The organism is Mesorhizobium sp. CA7 (assembly GCF_020165015.1).
GTDB lineage: Bacteria > Pseudomonadota > Alphaproteobacteria > Rhizobiales > Rhizobiaceae > Mesorhizobium.
In genome coordinates this window covers 55,842-71,695 of the sequence record NZ_JAIUHH010000018.1, presented here as the reverse complement: position 1 = coordinate 71,695, position 15,854 = coordinate 55,842, and the positions used below count along the sequence as shown (strand labels likewise).

Annotated in this window: 15 protein-coding genes; 7 read left to right on the top strand and 8 right to left on the bottom strand. The window is 63.1% G+C overall.

The window, feature by feature from the left end; genetic code table 11:
- Window positions 1-13 precede the first annotated feature (13 nt).
- On the bottom strand, window positions 14-1,279 hold the full coding sequence (locus tag LB552_RS24575; protein WP_224610724.1) for an NAD(P)/FAD-dependent oxidoreductase: 1,266 nt from the start codon (window positions 1,277-1,279) through the stop codon (window positions 14-16).
- A 173-nt stretch (window positions 1,280-1,452) separates the two neighbouring features.
- On the opposite strand from LB552_RS24575, the gene LB552_RS24570 reads away from it, so the two are divergent.
- Window positions 1,453-2,112: a 5-formyltetrahydrofolate cyclo-ligase gene (locus LB552_RS24570; protein ID WP_095765476.1), complete on the top strand. Its 660-nt coding sequence runs from the start codon at window positions 1,453-1,455 to the stop codon at window positions 2,110-2,112.
- Here the strand turns inward: LB552_RS24570 and LB552_RS24565 are convergent.
- The gene (locus LB552_RS24565) at window positions 2,109-2,582 is read right to left on the bottom strand and encodes an Lrp/AsnC family transcriptional regulator (RefSeq protein ID WP_224610723.1); all 474 of its coding nucleotides are present in this window, start codon (window positions 2,580-2,582) and stop codon (window positions 2,109-2,111) included. The genes LB552_RS24570 and LB552_RS24565 overlap by 4 nt on opposite strands.
- 206 nt (window positions 2,583-2,788) lie before the next feature.
- On the opposite strand from LB552_RS24565, the gene ald reads away from it, so the two are divergent.
- Window positions 2,789-3,904: an alanine dehydrogenase gene (ald, locus tag LB552_RS24560; protein WP_224610722.1), complete on the top strand. Its 1,116-nt coding sequence runs from the start codon at window positions 2,789-2,791 to the stop codon at window positions 3,902-3,904.
- Window positions 3,905-4,335: 431 nt separating this feature from the next.
- Here the strand turns inward: ald and LB552_RS24555 are convergent, their stop codons facing one another.
- From LB552_RS24555 to LB552_RS24535, 5 genes are all read right to left on the bottom strand, one after another.
- On the bottom strand, window positions 4,336-4,803 hold the full coding sequence (locus tag LB552_RS24555) for a DUF1203 domain-containing protein (RefSeq protein WP_224610721.1): 468 nt from the start codon (window positions 4,801-4,803) through the stop codon (window positions 4,336-4,338).
- Window positions 4,804-4,905: 102 nt separating this feature from the next.
- Window positions 4,906-5,469: a GNAT family N-acetyltransferase gene (locus LB552_RS24550; protein WP_224608828.1), complete on the bottom strand. Its 564-nt coding sequence runs from the start codon at window positions 5,467-5,469 to the stop codon at window positions 4,906-4,908.
- On the bottom strand, window positions 5,469-6,320 hold the full coding sequence (gene sseA, locus LB552_RS24545) for a 3-mercaptopyruvate sulfurtransferase (RefSeq protein WP_224610720.1): 852 nt from the start codon (window positions 6,318-6,320) through the stop codon (window positions 5,469-5,471). Before sseA ends, LB552_RS24550 begins: the two co-directional genes overlap by 1 nt.
- 30 nt (window positions 6,321-6,350) lie before the next feature.
- Window positions 6,351-7,094 (bottom strand): alanyl-tRNA editing protein, encoded by a 744-nt coding sequence (locus LB552_RS24540; RefSeq protein WP_224610795.1) that lies wholly within the window; start codon window positions 7,092-7,094, stop codon window positions 6,351-6,353.
- Window positions 7,094-8,128 carry a cysteine synthase A gene (locus tag LB552_RS24535; protein WP_224610718.1) on the bottom strand — a complete coding sequence of 345 codons (1,035 nt, stop codon included), beginning with the start codon at window positions 8,126-8,128 and terminating at the stop codon, window positions 7,094-7,096. The genes LB552_RS24540 and LB552_RS24535 overlap by 1 nt, the downstream gene beginning before the upstream one ends.
- Window positions 8,129-8,319: 191 nt before the next feature.
- Here LB552_RS24535 and LB552_RS24530 point away from each other — a divergent pair, with 191 nt between their 5' ends.
- Both LB552_RS24530 and LB552_RS24525 read left to right on the top strand, forming a co-directional pair.
- Window positions 8,320-9,168 carry an SDR family NAD(P)-dependent oxidoreductase gene (locus LB552_RS24530; protein ID WP_140843434.1) on the top strand — a complete coding sequence of 283 codons (849 nt, stop codon included), beginning with the start codon at window positions 8,320-8,322 and terminating at the stop codon, window positions 9,166-9,168.
- Window positions 9,169-9,237: 69 nt separating this feature from the next.
- On the top strand, window positions 9,238-10,227 hold the full coding sequence (locus LB552_RS24525) for an alpha/beta hydrolase (RefSeq protein ID WP_224610716.1): 990 nt from the start codon (window positions 9,238-9,240) through the stop codon (window positions 10,225-10,227).
- 187 nt (window positions 10,228-10,414) lie between these two features.
- Here the strand turns inward: LB552_RS24525 and LB552_RS24520 are convergent, their stop codons facing one another.
- The gene (locus LB552_RS24520; protein WP_224610714.1) at window positions 10,415-11,854 is read right to left on the bottom strand and encodes a DEAD/DEAH box helicase; all 1,440 of its coding nucleotides are present in this window, start codon (window positions 11,852-11,854) and stop codon (window positions 10,415-10,417) included.
- A gap of 392 nt (window positions 11,855-12,246) precedes the next feature.
- Between LB552_RS24520 and LB552_RS24515 the strand changes: the two genes are divergently transcribed.
- The 3 genes from LB552_RS24515 to waaF are packed head-to-tail and all read left to right on the top strand — an operon-like array spanning window position 12,247 to window position 15,853.
- Complete coding sequence (locus tag LB552_RS24515; protein WP_140542881.1) at window positions 12,247-13,779, top strand: acyl-CoA carboxylase subunit beta; 1,533 nt, start codon at window positions 12,247-12,249, stop codon at window positions 13,777-13,779.
- A gap of 52 nt (window positions 13,780-13,831) precedes the next feature.
- On the top strand, window positions 13,832-14,773 hold the full coding sequence (locus tag LB552_RS24510; protein WP_224610712.1) for a glycosyltransferase: 942 nt from the start codon (window positions 13,832-13,834) through the stop codon (window positions 14,771-14,773).
- Window positions 14,774-14,833: 60 nt separating this feature from the next.
- Window positions 14,834-15,853: a lipopolysaccharide heptosyltransferase II gene (gene waaF / locus LB552_RS24505; protein WP_224610710.1), complete on the top strand. Its 1,020-nt coding sequence runs from the start codon at window positions 14,834-14,836 to the stop codon at window positions 15,851-15,853.
- Window position 15,854: the final 1 nt, after the last annotated feature.

Below are 15,854 nucleotides of genomic sequence, written 5' to 3'. Positions count from 1 at the left end.
GGCGGCCTGGGAATCAGCTTTTGTCGTCGTCGCCTTGCGTGATCAGGCGCGCGCTGCGCTGGCCCGTAAAGTATATCCATAGCCAGCTAAGCGAGACCGCCAGGCGGTTGCGGAAATCGATCAGGAAATAGATGTGCGCTATGCCCCAGAGCCACCAGGCGAGCCAGCCGGTGAGCTTGATCCAGCCGAAATCGATTGCCGCGGCGCGCTTGCCGATCGTCGCCAGATCGCCGTCATGACGGTATTGGAAAGGACGCATCGCCGTGTCGCCTGCGAGCCGCGCCTTGATCGTCGCGGCAACATGCTTGCCCTCCTGCTTGGCGGAGGGCGCCACACCCGGCACCGGCTTCCCATCCGGCCGCAGCACATGCGCGGTGTCGCCGATGACGAAAATGTCGGCACTGCCCGGCACCGTGAGGTCGGGTTCGACGACTACCCTGCCCGCCCGGTCGGCCGGCGCTCCCAGCCATTCGGCCGCCGGCGAAGCGGCAACGCCAGCCGCCCAGATGATCGTCCTTGCCGGCAAGCGCGTGTCGCCGAAGACGACACCTTCGGCATCGAGGTGCGTGACCGGACGCCCGAGCTCGACGGTGACGCCCAGCCGTTCCAGCGCCTTGCGGGCATAGTCGGAAAGCTGCGGCGCGAAATTGGCCAGGATCCGGTCGCCGGCTTCGATCAGCACGACGCGCGCCTGGCTTGGGTCGATGTTGCGGAACTCGCCGCGCAACGTGTCATGCGCGAGCTCGACAATGGTACCGGCGAGCTCGACACCGGTCGGCCCGCCGCCGACGATGGCCAGAGTCAGCAGCGCCTGGCGCTTGGCCGGATCGGTTTCGCGCTCGGCCTGCTCGAAAGCGAGCAGGATACGGCGCCGGATCGTCGTGGCATCCTCAAGCGTCTTCAGACCCGGCGCGAACGGCTCCCATTCGTCATGGCCGAAATAGGCGTGGCGGGCGCCGGTGGCGAGCACCAGCGTGTCATAGGGGATCGAACTGCCGTCCTCGAGCAGCACGCGCTTGCCGGCGCGGTCGACGCCGGTGACATTGCCGAGAAGCGTTGTCACGTCCTTGCGCCTGCGCAGAAGATGGCGGATCGGCCAGGCGACTTCCGAGGTCGCCAGCGACGTCGTCGCCACCTGGTAAAGCAGCGGTTGGAAGAGATGGTGGTTGCGCTTGTCGATCATGGTGATGCGCACCGGAGCTCCCGCCAGCGCGCGCGTGAGTTCGAGACCGCCGAAGCCGGCGCCGACGACAACGACTTTATGCTCGGTTTCGCTCATTTCATTCCACCTCGCCAAAGTGCAATCCTACCGATGATGTAAGTATTTTTGTGCACTGCAACAATATTGCGCATGGCAACGGTCATGCCCGGGAGTCGTCGTGCGGCGTCGTGAATGCACATGCGGTCGCACAGGTGCGAGTATAGCGTGAAACAAAACGACAGGAGCCAAGCATGGCTGACAAACACGACGACGAAGGCCCGGCCCAATACGCCTCACCGCCCTGTTTCATGCACGAACTCGACCCGGAATACCGGGAACCGCTCTCCGACTGGACGGATGTTCGGAGATGGCGCAAGGCCGAGCGTGAGCGACTCATCACCGGGCGCCTCGCCGTTTCAGCCGATGCGCGCGCCGCGATGTCGGCACGCATCGCGGAAGGCCTCGACGCGCTGATCGGCGACATAGCCGGCCGGATGGTAAGCCTCTACTGGCCATTTCGCGGCGAGCCGGATCTGCGTGGCTGGATGGCCTCGATCAACGAGCGCGGTGGGCGCACCGCGCTGCCCGTCGTCATCGAGAAGGGGCAGCCGCTGGTGTTTCGCGCCTACAAACAGGGCGACCGGCTGGAAAAGGGCGTGTGGAACATTCCGATCCCGGCCGAGGGCGACCCGGTGCTGCCCGACATCGTGATCTCGCCGATTGTCGGCATCGATCCAGGTAACTATCGGCTGGGTTATGGCGGCGGGTTTTACGATCGCACGCTTGCCGCAATGCCGTTCAGGCCGCTAGTCATCGGCGTCGGCTACGAATTGCAGCGCATCCCGACCATCTACCCGCAGCCGCACGATATCCCAATGACTACTGTGGTGACCGAAGCCGCAGCGGTTTAAGCCATCTCAGGCCGCAGCCCGACCGCCGTGCGATCGACGATCTCGCGCAGCGCGAAGGACGAGTTGATCTTGGTGACGTGCGGCATGGCTGACAGCCATTCCTTGTGGATGCGCTCATAGTCGACGAGATCCTTCGCCGCGATGCGCAGGATGTAGTCGTATTCGCCCGACATCAGATGGCAGGAGAGCACGTTCGGGCAGCGCTTGATCGCCGCCTCGAAATCCGACAGCGTCTTTTCGAATTGCCCCGACAGCGATATGTGCACGATCGCCGTCATCTGGTGGCCGAGCGCGGAATTGGACAGCCGCGCGTGGTAACCGCGGATGGTTCCGGACTTCTCCAGATTGTCGAGCCGGCGCGAACAGGCCGATTGGGAAAGGCCGACCTTCTCCGCGAGCGCCGCATTGGGGATCCGGCCATCCTTCTGCAAAGCCTCCAGAATGGCGATATCAATCCTGTCGAGCCGCATTTTTCGTGGTTCCTGCGAATTTCAAGTCGTTTTGCGCAACGATTATCGAAGAGCGACCGTTGCCGCAAGTGCATTCGCAAACACATACGGAGCGATTCGTGGTTGACTGCGGTTACTGCGTGTCCACCCTCCGCATTTTCGACCCGGTGACATGCACGAGCGACAGTGAGAGCGCCCCCTGAAGGGCGCGGACAGGGAGAAGAAAAATGCGTGTCGGCTGCCCCAAGGAAATCAAGAACCATGAATATCGCGTCGGCCTGACGCCGGGCTCGGTCCGCGAATATGTCGCGCATGGCCATGAAGTGCTGGTCGAGACCGGTGCTGGCGCCGGCATCGGCGCCGACGACAACGCCTATCGCGCCGCCGGCGCCACTATCGCCAAGATGGCCGCCGACGTGTTCGCCAAGTCCGACATGATCGTCAAGGTCAAGGAACCGCAGCCAAACGAATGGGTCCAGCTGCGCGACGGCCAAATCCTCTACACCTATCTCCATCTGGCTCCGGATCCGGAGCAGACCAAGGGTCTTCTTGGCTCGGGCGTCACCGCGATCGCCTATGAGACCGTGACCGACGACCGCGGCGGCCTGCCGCTGCTCGCGCCGATGTCGGAAGTCGCCGGCCGCCTGTCGATCCAGGCCGGCGCGACTGCGCTGCAGAAGGCCAATGGCGGCCGCGGCGTGCTGCTCGGCGGTGTGCCCGGCGTGCTGCCCGGCAAGGTCACCGTGCTCGGCGGCGGCGTCGTCGGCCTGCATGCGGCCAAGATGGCTGTCGGCCTCGGCGCCGACGTCACCATTATCGACCGCTCGATCCCGCGTCTGCGCCAGCTCGACGACATCTTCGGCGGCCGCGTCCATACGCGCTACTCGACCGTCGAAGCGCTGGAGGAAGAATGCTTCTCGGCCGACATCGTCATCGGCGCCGTGCTGATCCCGGGCGCCGCGGCGCCCAAGCTCGTCACCCGCGAAATGCTTTCCGGCATGAAGAAGGGCTCGGTGCTGGTCGACGTCGCGATCGACCAGGGCGGTTGCTTCGAGACCTCGCATGCCACGACGCACGCCGATCCGACCTATGAGGTCGACGGCGTGATCCACTATTGCGTCGCAAACATGCCTGGCGCCGTGCCGGTCACTTCGGCGCACGCGCTCAACAACGCGACGCTGCACTATGGCCTGCAGCTCGCTGACAAGGGCCTCAAGGCGCTGGTCGACGACCACCATTTGCGCAACGGCCTCAATGTTCATAAGGGCAAGATCACCAACCGCGCCGTCGCTGAGGCGCTCGGCTACGAAATGGTCGAACCGAAGGCGGTCCTTGCCGCCTGACATTCGCAACGATTTCCTTCAGTCGCCCGCCGGGTCATTCCGGCGGGCTTTTTTCTTGCGCGGAAACTGCGCTTCCGTCGAAAAATCCGGTCAACAAAAAAGCGGAGCAAAAAGCCCCGCTTCCTCGACTGTCGCGATCTGCCGCCGGTCCATCCGCGGTCGACACATCGCAACCGCTGCGTTTTAGCGCAGTAGTACGACGAGAATACGACGGCCTTGCAAATGCGCTTCTTTTCGTTCTTCCGCCCTTATGCGGTCTTGTGTGAAATGCTTCACATTCGCTCGACGAGAAAGCTGCCTAGAGACGGACCGTTACTGGCGGTCTGAGCTGCTTGCCGGGTCGGGCAAGTCCGGCCCGGACGGCACTGGCCCGACAGCTTCTGTCAGACCCTCCAACGGCCCGCCCGACCATCGGCGGGCTTCTTTTTTGGTCATGCCCGCTCGATGCGGCATTGATAGCAATTGTTGCGGGCCGAGCGGACATGGATGTAGGCGATGTCGTCGCGCCCAAACAGCGTCCGCGCGCGGGCGGCAATCTCGCTGGTCGGCGTGACGGCGCCGCTGCCATAAACGATGCGATCGTCCCTGCCGTAACCCCTGACGATATAGTCGCTGCTTTCGAGCATCTCCGGCAGCGCATCCCCTTCGGCTGCGCGCTCGCATTCCTCCGCATGCAGGAAGATTGGGCCGGTTTCGGCATAGGGCTGCAGTTCCGGAAACGGGCGGTAGGCAACGATCAGATAGCCGTCACCCTCGGCGACGTTCCTGAGGCAATGTCTGCAAGGCACGCCGTCGCCGTCGGAGATGCCGTGCTCCGGGGTGCGGCCGTAGGCATCGGGCCCTCCCCGCTGCAGAGCGCGCACGGCTTCGGTCGGCAAGGCTTTGAACTGGATGCTCATGGCGAAATCTCCGTGTCGATGTTCGGAAATTATGCCTTGGCGACAATGCCTCCCACCCGATTCCTGACTGGCGGAACCGTTCTCACCAGTCCTGGAATTGCTCTAGTCTCGCATGACGCTGGCCGACCGCTCGGCGAAGGTCAGCGGATGCACGACCTCCCTCTTCTGCGCCACGGGCGTGAAGCCCAGCTTCTGATAAAGCGGAAGAGCTGCCGGATGATCGAGCGTGCAGGTCTGCACAGTGACGCGCCTTGGCCCGTGCGCCCAGGCCGCCGAGATCGCGGCGCCAAGGAACCAGCGGCCGATGCCCTGGCCATGCGCATGCTCCATCATGCCGAAATAGGCGAGCTCCACTTCGTCCGGAAGATGCGGCTTAAGGTCGAAGAAGCCGGCGGGAGCGCCGTCGAGATAGAGCACGCGGATGTCGCGGTCCTCGCGGTGCAAGCCGGCGGCAAGCTCCTCGTCGCTCAGCCTCAGCACGTTGACCCAATGCCATTTGCGACCGACGCGATCCATCAGATAGCGGTAAAAATGAAGCGGGATATCTTTCGTCTTCAGCAGCGCGATCTGGCGATTGTAGGGGATCGGCGGCGAAACCGCCGGAGCCGCGTGCATCTCCAGGAATGTGACCGTGACTTCGATATCCTGCAGCGCGCCGTGTTCCATCATTCTTTCCCCGTCACAACTGGTGTGTCGCTGAGACCGCCCCACTCAGTCCAGGATCCATCGTAAAGCCGGTTGTCGGTGTGGCCGAGCGTCTCGAGCGCCAGCGTGATCGCCGCCGCCGTGATGCCCGAGCCGCAGGACGTCACGACCGGTTTCGACAGGTCGATGCCGGCATCCTCGATCACCTTGCGCAGACGGTCCTTGGGCAGTAATTCGCCATTCTCGGCAAGCGCCGTGACAGGAACGTTGTGCGCACCCGGCATATGGCCCGAACGGATGCCCGGACGCGGCTCCGGATCGGTCCCGGCAAAGCGGCCGGCCGAGCGCGCGTCGGCGATCTGGCTCTCTTGGCTGCCGACGATCCTGCGCATCTCGTCGAGGCCGACAACCCGGCCGGCATCGAAATCGGCATAAAAGACGCTCGGCGCGATCTTTGTCGGCTCGGCCGTCACGGGTCGCCCCTCGGCCTTCCAGCGATCGATGCCGCCGTTCAGGATGTAGACCTGGAACACGCCCATGACGCGGAACATCCACCAGGCGCGCGGTGCCGAGAACAGGCCGGGCCCGTCATAGACGACGATGGTGTCGTCAGCCGAAACGCCCATGGCGCCGACATATTGGGCGAAGTGCTGCGGCGATGCCAATGTGTGCGGCAGTTTCGAATCCGGATCGGAAACTGCGTCCTGGTCGAGGAAGCGCGCTCCGGGAATGTGGGCGGCATCGTATTCGGCGCGGGCGTCGCGCTTTTGCGCCGGCAGGTACCAGGAGGCGTCGATGATGGTGAGACCCGGCTCGCCAAGTCGCTTTTCCAGCCAATCGGCGTCGACGATGAAGGGACTGTCCTGCGCCATGTTATTCTCCTGCCCCGCCTAGCTTTAACGTCAGTTCGCCGGCATCGGTCCGAATCGGATGCGGAAGCGCCGGTTCTCGCGGCCTTTCTTCTCGATTTTGCCGATATGAATCTCGCCAACCTCGCCGGTCGACCTCACATGCGTTCCGCCGCATGGCTGGCTGTCGATCGAGCCGTTGTCGCCGATGCAGACCAGGCGGATCTTGCCGGTGCCGACCGGTGGGCGGACGTTCTTCGATTTGACCAAGCCGGGATTGGCGGCGAGTTCCTCGTCGGTGATCAGCCGGGTGAAGATCGGATGGTCGGCGCGCACCAGCTCCATCAGCCTCGCCGTCACATCCTCCTTGGTGAAGCCGGCGTCGGGAATGTCGAAGTCGACGCGGCTGTCGTCCTCTGCGACCGCTGCCCCGGTGATTGGGAAAGGGCAAACGACAGTCAGCAGGTGACAGGCGGAGTGCATGCGCATCAGGAGATGCCGCCGCTCCCAGTCGATCAGGAGTTTCAGCTTTTCGCCGACCGCTGGCAGCGCCTGCTCCGGCGCCGGCACATGGACGATCTCGTCCTTAGTCTCGCCGGTGATGGTGGCGGCGATCGCGATGCGGCCGCCATCGGCGCGTTCAAATATCCCGGTGTCGCCCGGCTGCCCACCGGACGTTGCATAAAAGACTGTCCGATCGAGAAGGATGCCGCCACGATCGTTGATCGCGACGACCTCGGCCTCCGCCGTCTTCTGATAGGCGTCGTCGCGAAACTGCGCCTCGGTTTTGTACGCCATCATGCCACCTTTTCGAACGGCACTGAAATATCGGCTTTTTCTTCCATCCAGCCCGGCACCGGAAGATTCTTGCCGCGCAGGAACTCCGGATTGAAGAGCTTGGCCTGGTAACGCGTGCCGTAGTCGGCCAGGATCGTCACGATGGTGTGGCCGGGTCCGAGCTCGCGCGCCAGCCGGACGGCGCCGGCGATGTTGATGCCCGTCGAGCCGCCGACGCAGAGCCCCTCTTCCTGGATCAGGTCGAAAATGATGGGCAACGCTTCCTCGTCCGGGATCTGGTAGGAGAAATCCGGCGTGAAGTCTTCCAGATTGGCGGTGATGCGGCCCTGGCCGATACCTTCGGTGATCGAGCTGCCATCGGATTTCAGCTCGCCGCTGGTGTAGAAACTGTAGAGGGCGGCACCCAGCGGGTCGGCGAGCGCGATCTTGACGTCCTTGCTCTTGGCCTTGAGCCCGAGCGCGACACCCGCAAGCGTGCCGCCGGAGCCGACGGCCGAGACGAAGCCATCGATCTTGCCGCCGGTCTGGGCCCATATCTCCTGGGCAGTCGTACGGACATGGCCGTCGCGGTTGGCGACATTGTCGAACTGGTTGGCCCAGATCGCGCCGTTCGGCTCCGAGCGCGCCAGTTGCTCGGCAAGGCGGCCGGACAGTTTTATGTAATTGTTGGCGTTTTTGTAGGGCACCGCCGGCACTTCGATCAGCTCCGCGCCCAGGATCTTGATCGTGTCCTTCTTTTCCTGGCTCTGCGTGTCGGGGATGACGATGACGGTGCGGTAGCCAAGCGCCTTGGCGACCAACGTCAACCCGATGCCGGTGTTGCCGGCAGTACCTTCGACGATCAGCCCCCCGGGCTTGAGCAGGCCGCGCTGCTCGGCATCGCGGATGATGAACAGGCCGGCCCGATCCTTCACCGACTGCCCCGGATTCATGAACTCGGCCTTGCCGAGGATCTCACAGCCGGTCGCTTCCGAAGCCTTGTTGAGCCGGATCAGGGGCGTGTTGCCGATCGCTTCGATCACAGAACGGGGCATGCGGGATTCCTTTATGTGTGCGGCGAGACCCTAAAAACCGGACGCCCCGGTTTCAAGGTAAGATTTTGTCTGGTCCAGTCGCATTCTGGACGCTGCAATGCTTGCGATCATTTCAACGCCAAGCGCAAAAGCGCTCTTTTCATTCGATTTCTTCGCCGCTACAGCAAGCCCGAACATTCGCAGGACATCGCATGACACTCTACCGGGCCAATCCGAAGGACGGTGTCGCCTGGATCACGGGCGGCAGCAGCGGGCTTGGCCGCGCGTTGGCCAAGGATCTTGCCAATCAAGGCTATGCCGTCGCGGTGACCTCTCTGCCCGAAGATCCGGCCGACACGCTGGTCGTCGAAACGGCGCAGATGTCCGGACATGTGAAATCCTTTCCCTGCGACGTTACCGACGAGCAGGGCATGGCGCGTACGGCCGCCGCAATCGAGGAGCAGATGGGGCCCATCGTGCTTGCCGTCTTCAACGCCGGCAACTACATCGCCACCCCCGGCGAGAATCTGGTTGTGCGCGATTTCCACCGCTCCTTCGCCGTGAACTATTTCGGCATCGTCAACGGCGTGGTGCCTGTCGTCGAGCATATGCGCGTGCGCGGACGCGGCCATATCGTTCTGGTGGGATCGGTCACCGCTTATTCGGGCTGGCCGACCACGGCGGCCTATGGCGGCACCAAGGCCGCGATCAACATCCTGGCGGAGTCGCTGAAATACGATTTCGACAAGATGAATATCCGCATCCAGGTCATCAACCCGGGCTTCGTCGACACGCCGCTGACGGAAAAGAACAGGCTGCCGATGCCGGGCCTCATGCCTGTGCATCGCGCGTCGCGCCGCATGGCTCGCGGCATCCGGAAGGGCGGCTTCGAAGTCACCTTCCCGTACCACATAAGCTTGCCGTTGAAGGTGCTCGGCCTGTTGCCGCGGCCGATCGGCCGCTTCGTCATCGGGCTCACCACCCACTGGTGGGGACGGCCATTGCATTTCGATCGCAGGCTGCCTGGCGACAAGAACCCATCCCGCGACAAGGCGGCATAAACCGGCGAAACGGCGATTGCCTGCCGGCGGGTACGGCCATAGGTTGAGAATCATTGCTTGGAGACTGTAATGGGGCGGCGGATCGTGCTGACGGTGCTTGGCCTTGCAGTCGTCCTGATAGCCGTTTTCTTCCTCGGTCCACGCGTGCCGGTCGACACCACAATCCGGTTCAATCCGTCGGCGATCGGCGACGATCCGCAGGCCTATCTGGCGCGCGAAGAGGCTGCCGTGCCCAACATCCGCGACGGCCTCGACAAGGAGATCATCTGGGCGAACCCGATGGTCCATGCCAAGACGCCCTTGGCCATCGTCTATATCCATGGCTTTTCCGCCTCGAAGGGCGAGGTCCGCCCCTTGCCGGACGACATTGCGAATGAATTGGAGGCCAACCTCTTCTACACGCGCCTGACCGGCCACGGCCAGGACGGCGGGGCCATGGCGCAAGGCAGCGTCAATGCCTGGATCAACGACTATGAGGAAGCTTTGGCCATCGGCCGTGCCATCGGTGACAAGGTGATCGTCATCGGGACTTCGACCGGCGGCTCGCTGGCGGCATGGGCCGCAACCCGGCCTGGAGCATCTGACGGCGTCGCTGCTATCGCATTCATATCGCCGAATTTCGGCGTCAAGGCCTCCGGCGCCGAGGTTCTCACCATGCCCTGGGGCGAACAAATCGCCGAGCTTGTCGGCGGTAAGGGGCGCAGCTTTCCCGCCCGCAACGCGCTGCACGAGAAATTCTGGACCACCAAATATCCCATGAGGTCGGTGCTGCCGATGGCGGCGCTCACCAATCTCGCCTATGAGGCGCCGGTCGAGAAGGCGAAAATCCCTGCCCTGTTCATCTTCTCGGATTCCGACAAGGTGGTGCGGCCCGACCGGACGCGCGAGATAGCTGGGCGCTGGGGTGCGCCGCATGAGCTGGTGCCGGTCGACGACACCGGCGATCCGGACAATCACGTCATCGCCGGCGATGTGCTGTCGCCGCAGACCACAGCCTTCCTCACCCAGCGTATCGTGGTGTGGGTGAAGGCGTTGATGCAGCAGCAATCAGGCCAGTGAAATCAGGCCAGTGAAATGGAAAACGGGCCGAAGCATCGCTCCGGCCGTTCCTGTTCGCGTGGTTCTGCTAGAGCATGATGCCGAAAAGTGTGGAGCGGTTTTCGGACGACATCATGCTCTATGTCTTTGATTTAGAGCCGGATTCAGATTTCAGCTCGACTCGACTTGAAATCATCCGGCTCTAGGCTCAGGCGGCCCGGTTCGCCGGACGCTTGCCGCCAAAGCGGCGCTTGTTGTTGCCCTTGAAGCGCTTGAAGCCGTCGGGCTTGCTCGAGCCATTCGGCTTGGCCGCGGCCAGGCGTTCGTCCTGCGGCTTCGGAGCGCGCTCGCCATGAGGCTTGCCGCCGAAACGCTTGTTGTCGCCACCGTTGCCCGGGCGGCGGCCATCGCGACGGGCGCCGTGATGCTCGCGGTCATTGGCCGGTTCGAAATGACGCTCGGTCTTTTCCCTGGGGTCGCGCTGCGGATCCGGGCTGCCGAGATGGTCGGCCACGACCGGCAGCTTCATGCGGATGATGCGCTCGACCTGCCGCAGCTTGGCGTTTTCCGAAGGATCGCACAACGTGATCGCAATACCGTCCCTGCCGTTGCGGCCGGTGCGGCCGATACGATGGACATAGCTCTCCGCCTCGTCGGGCAAGTCGAAATTCACGACATGGCTGATGCCGGGCACGTCGATGCCGCGCGCCGCGATATCGGTCGCGACCAGGATGCGAACCGAGCCGTCGCGGAAATCGTTGAGCGCCTTCTGGCGCGCGTTCTGCGACTTGTTGCCGTGGATCACGGCCGCCTCGAAACCGTCACGGGCAAGGTCCTTGGTGACGCGGTCGGCACCATGCTTGGTGCGCGAGAACACGATCACCGAACGCATCGCCTCGTCGGCCAGCATCTTTGACAGCACCTGGCGCTTCTGCTTGGTCCGGGCGAGCACCAAGCTCTGCACGATCTCGACCGCGGCGGTGCTTTGCGGCGAGACTTCGATACGGACGGGGTTCTTCAGCAAGCCCTTGGCAAGCTCCGCGATTTCATCGGGCATGGTGGCCGAGAACAGTGCGGTCTGGCGGTCCGGCGCAGTCGCCTTGGCGATACGCTTGACGTCGTTGATGAAGCCCATGTCGAGCATGCGGTCGCCCTCGTCGAGCACTAGCCATTTGGTGTCGGCAAGGATGAGGTCGCCCTCACGCACCAGGTCGGTCAGGCGGCCGGGCGTGGCGATCAGAATGTCGACGCCGGGCGCAACCTTCTTCACCTGGCTGAAACGCGAGACGCCGCCCAGCACCAGCGCGGTCGAGACATGCGCGCCCTTGGCGAGGATCTTGATGGTGTCCTCGATCTGCACGGCTAGCTCTCGCGTCGGCGCCAGGATGAGCGCCCGCGTCGTCTTCGGCCGGCGCTTGGTGCCGAGGCCGATGATCTTCGAGAGAATCGGCAGCGCAAAGGCCGCCGTCTTGCCCGAACCGGTCTGGGCGATACCGAAAATATCGCGCCCCTCGAGCTGCGGCGGGATCGCCTGCATCTGGATCGGCTTCGGATCGGTGAAGCCGGCGGCATGGGTCGCCTTGAGCAGCGCGCCGGAAATCCCAAGTGCTGCGAAACCGTTCAGTTCCGCTGTGTTTTCGTTGGTCAAAATAATCTTCTTTCACGCGGCCTTGTGGCCGCAAACATCAATGGCGGCAAGGCGCAACCTGCCGTCGGATAAATTGTCATGGAACGACAAGGCGGCGGACGGGTCCGTCCGCGCGGCTGCGCTGTCGTGCCCGCAAGCATCATGCCTCGGGGCTTTTTCGCCAGCTTGCCGATCGACCAGGGTCGATTTGCCGGAAAGAGGGAAAACAGACGCAACCAGTCTCATTCGTCGAGAAGGCCGGATATCCCGGCCCAAGCGCCTATGCCGCTGCATATGGCTGAGTTCGCCCCGAAATGCAAGGGCCCCATGTTGCAATGCAGCAAAACAGAGGTTCTTGCGCTCCCCTGCCGGCGCGACTACCACAAATTACCTATTGGTTTTGAGGACTAGCGATGAAAGACGTGCTGAAGGAACTCGAGCGTCGCCGCGAGATTGCCCGCATGGGCGGCGGCAAGGACCGCATCGAGGCGCAGCACAAGAAGGGCAAGCTCACCGCGCGCGAGCGTATCGAGATATTCCTCGACGAGGGCTCGTTCGAGGAGTTCGACATGTATGTCGAGCATCGTTCGACCGATTTCGGCATGGAGAAGACCAAGATCGCCGGCGATGGCGTCGTCACCGGCTGGGGCACCGTCAATGGGCGCCCGGTCTATATCTTCGCCAAGGATTTCACCGTGTTCGGCGGCTCGCTGTCGGAAGCGCATGCCGAAAAAGTCATCAAGGTCCAGGAGATGGCGCTGCGCAACCGCGCGCCGATCATCGGCCTCTACGACGCCGGCGGCGCGCGTATCCAGGAGGGCGTGGCGGCGCTTGGCGGCTATGCCGAGATATTCCAGCGCAATGTGCTCGCCTCCGGCGTCATCCCGCAAATCTCGCTGATCATGGGTCCCTGCGCCGGCGGCGACGTCTACTCGCCCGCCATGACCGATTTCATCTTCATGGTGCGCGACACCTCCTACATGTTCGTCACCGGACCGGACGTGGTGAAGACCGTGACCAACGAGACGGTGACCGCGGAAAGCCTCGGCGGCGCAAGCGTGCACACCACCAAATCCTCCATCGCCGATGGCGCCTATGACAATGATGTCGAGGCGCTGCTGCAGATGCGCCGGCTGGTCGATCTTCTGCCGGCGTCGAACACAGCCGAGATTCCCGAGATCGAGTGCTACCAGTCGGTGACGGACCATGACCTGTCGCTCGACCGGCTCATCCCCGACAATGCCAACAAGCCCTACGACATCAAGGAACTGATCCTGAAGGTCGCGGACGAAGGCGATTTCTTCGAGATCCAGCAGAGTTTCGCCAAGAACATCGTCACCGGCTTCGGCCGCGTCGAGGGCCGCACGGTCGGTTTCGTCGCCAACCAGCCGATGGTGCTGGCCGGCGTGCTCGATTCCGACGCCAGCCGCAAGGCCGCGCGCTTCGTGCGCTTCTGCGATTGTTTTTCAATTCCCATCGTCACCTTCGTCGACGTGCCAGGCTTCCTGCCGGGCACCGCGCAGGAATATGGCGGGCTAATCAAGCATGGCGCTAAACTGCTCTTCGCCTATGCCGAGGCGACCGTGCCGAAGATCACCGTCATTACCCGCAAGGCTTATGGCGGCGCCTATGACGTGATGGCCTCGAAGCATCTGCGCGGCGACATGAATTATGCCTGGCCGACGGCGCAGATCGCGGTGATGGGCGCCAGGGGCGCGGTCGAGATCATCTATCGCAAGGACATCGGCGACCCCGAGAAAATCGCCGCCCATACAAAGACTTACGAGGACCGCTTCCTGTCGCCCTTCGTTGCAGCCGAACGCGGCTATGTCGACGAGGTGATCATGCCACACTCGACCCGGCGCCGCGTCGCGCGGGCGCTGCGCATGCTGCGCAACAAGGATATGCAGAACCCCTGGAAGAAGCACGACAACATCCCGCTGTGAAAGACCTCCCGCCAGCCGAAGGGACAACCGCTAACATGAGCGCGGAGACGAAATGCGAATAACACTTGCGGCTCAGGGCCTTATTCCGTGCAAGGGCTATGGCGGCATCCAGCGGCAGGTCGAATGGCTGACTACGGAAATGGTCAAGATGGGGCATCAGGTGACATTGATCGCTGGCCCGGGATCGTCGCATCCGATGTGCGAGGTCCGCCACGCGGTGACCAATGACGAATGCCGCGCGGCTGTTCCCAAGGATACCGACATCGTCCATCTCCATGCCTGGAAGGTCGAAGTTCCCTTCCCGACGCTCAATACCGAGCGCGGCCATCTGCCGGATTACCCCAGGCCGCAGCCGAACTGGAGCTTCATCAGCGCCCGCCATGCCGAGCTGCATGGGCGCAAGACCTTCGTTTACAATGGCTTTCCGGTGGATGCCTATCGCCTGGCAGCGACGAAGAACGACCATCTATTCTTCATGGCGGCCATCGCGCGGGCCGGAAAGGGCCTCAATCGGGCGGTGGACCTGGCGAAAAAGTACGATTTCAAGCTCGATATCGCCGGCGGCTCGCGCTGGAAGCTGCTTGGCCGCAGCAAGACGCGACGCGAGGGCGTGTTCTTCAAGAGCCTGTCGCTGCGCTTCCGCTATCACGGCATGGTCGATGGTGAACCGAAGGTGCGATTGCTGGGCGAGACCAAAGCCTTTCTGAATCCGATTTCCTGGGAGGAGCCTTTCGGCAATGCGCCGGTCGAATCCATGCTGTGCGGCACGCCGGTCTTGACCACGGCATGCGGCGCGCTGCCCGAAACCGTCGATGCCGATACCGGCCGTTTCTTCGACACGGATGAGGAGTTCGCGCGCGGTTTCGGTGAAATCGACGGTTTGTCGGCGCAAAGATGCCGCGAATCCGCGGCAGACCGGTTCCCGATCCAAAAGGCCGCAAAAGCCTATATCGAGCTCTACCACCGTATTCTTGATGGCGAAGCGCTTCCATGAGACATAACGCAGGTGTTTCTTAGCAGCACTGACCGTTCCGGATCGAAAGAGTATCGCGCATTGCGCCCCATACTGATCTTCTGCCTGCCGGCGATCGGTGATTTCATCCGCTGCCACTCGGCCATCCGGATCATCGCCGAGAGATTCCCGGGGCAGCCGATCGACATCATCACTTCAAGGGTCGCCGCGCCGCTGGCGCGGCTGATGCCGCATGTTCGCAAGGTCTGGATAGCCGAGAAGCACTGGAAGCCGGGGCTGAAAGAGCGGGCTGGTCTGGCACGCGAAATCCGCGAGGAGAATTACCAGGCGGCCTATATGCTCACCAGCAGCACCAAAGCTTGCCTGGTACCATGGCTGGCCGGAATACCGGAGCGCATCGGCTATCCGCGCGAGTTCCAGTTCGGTATCGTCAATCGACTGCCCGCCGGTTGGCTGAAATCGATGCTTGCATTCGGCCCGCGCAAGACGCGGGTGGCGGACCAGGTTTGCGCAATCGCGCGCCTCGGCAAAAGGCCTGCCGAGGACGGACCATTGCCGGCTCCGCAGCTGGTTGTTTCCGCCGAAGAGCTTGCCGGTTGGCGTCGGCGCAACGGGATCGATCCGGCGAAGCCGGCGATTGCCCTCTACACGTCGGACTTTGCCAACAAGCGCTCATGGCCGATGGAGCGCTTCGTCTCGATCGCGCGCGACCATGTTGCCCGCGGCTGGTCGGTTTGGCTGATCGGCGGGCCGCGCGAGCGGCAGGCTGCGGCGGAAATGAGGGCTTGTTTGCCCGAGGCGCTGGATTTTACCTCGACGCCCGATATTGCAGAAGCCATGTGCCAGATCGCGGCCTCGACCATTTTTCTCGGAGTCGATGGCGGCATCTCCCACGCTGCTGGGGCGCTGGGCGGCCCTTGTGTGCTCATATACGGTTTGAACCGAGCCTATATGCACGGTCCGGTGAACGAACAGGTGATTTTTCTCGAGCCGCCGATTTCGACGCCAGGCTGGGTGGAGAACACGCGCGCGGTGTCCGAGGACAGGGTTCGCGAGGCGCTTGCGGCGGCAATCCGAAAAAACGCGCCGCAATTCACCTGAC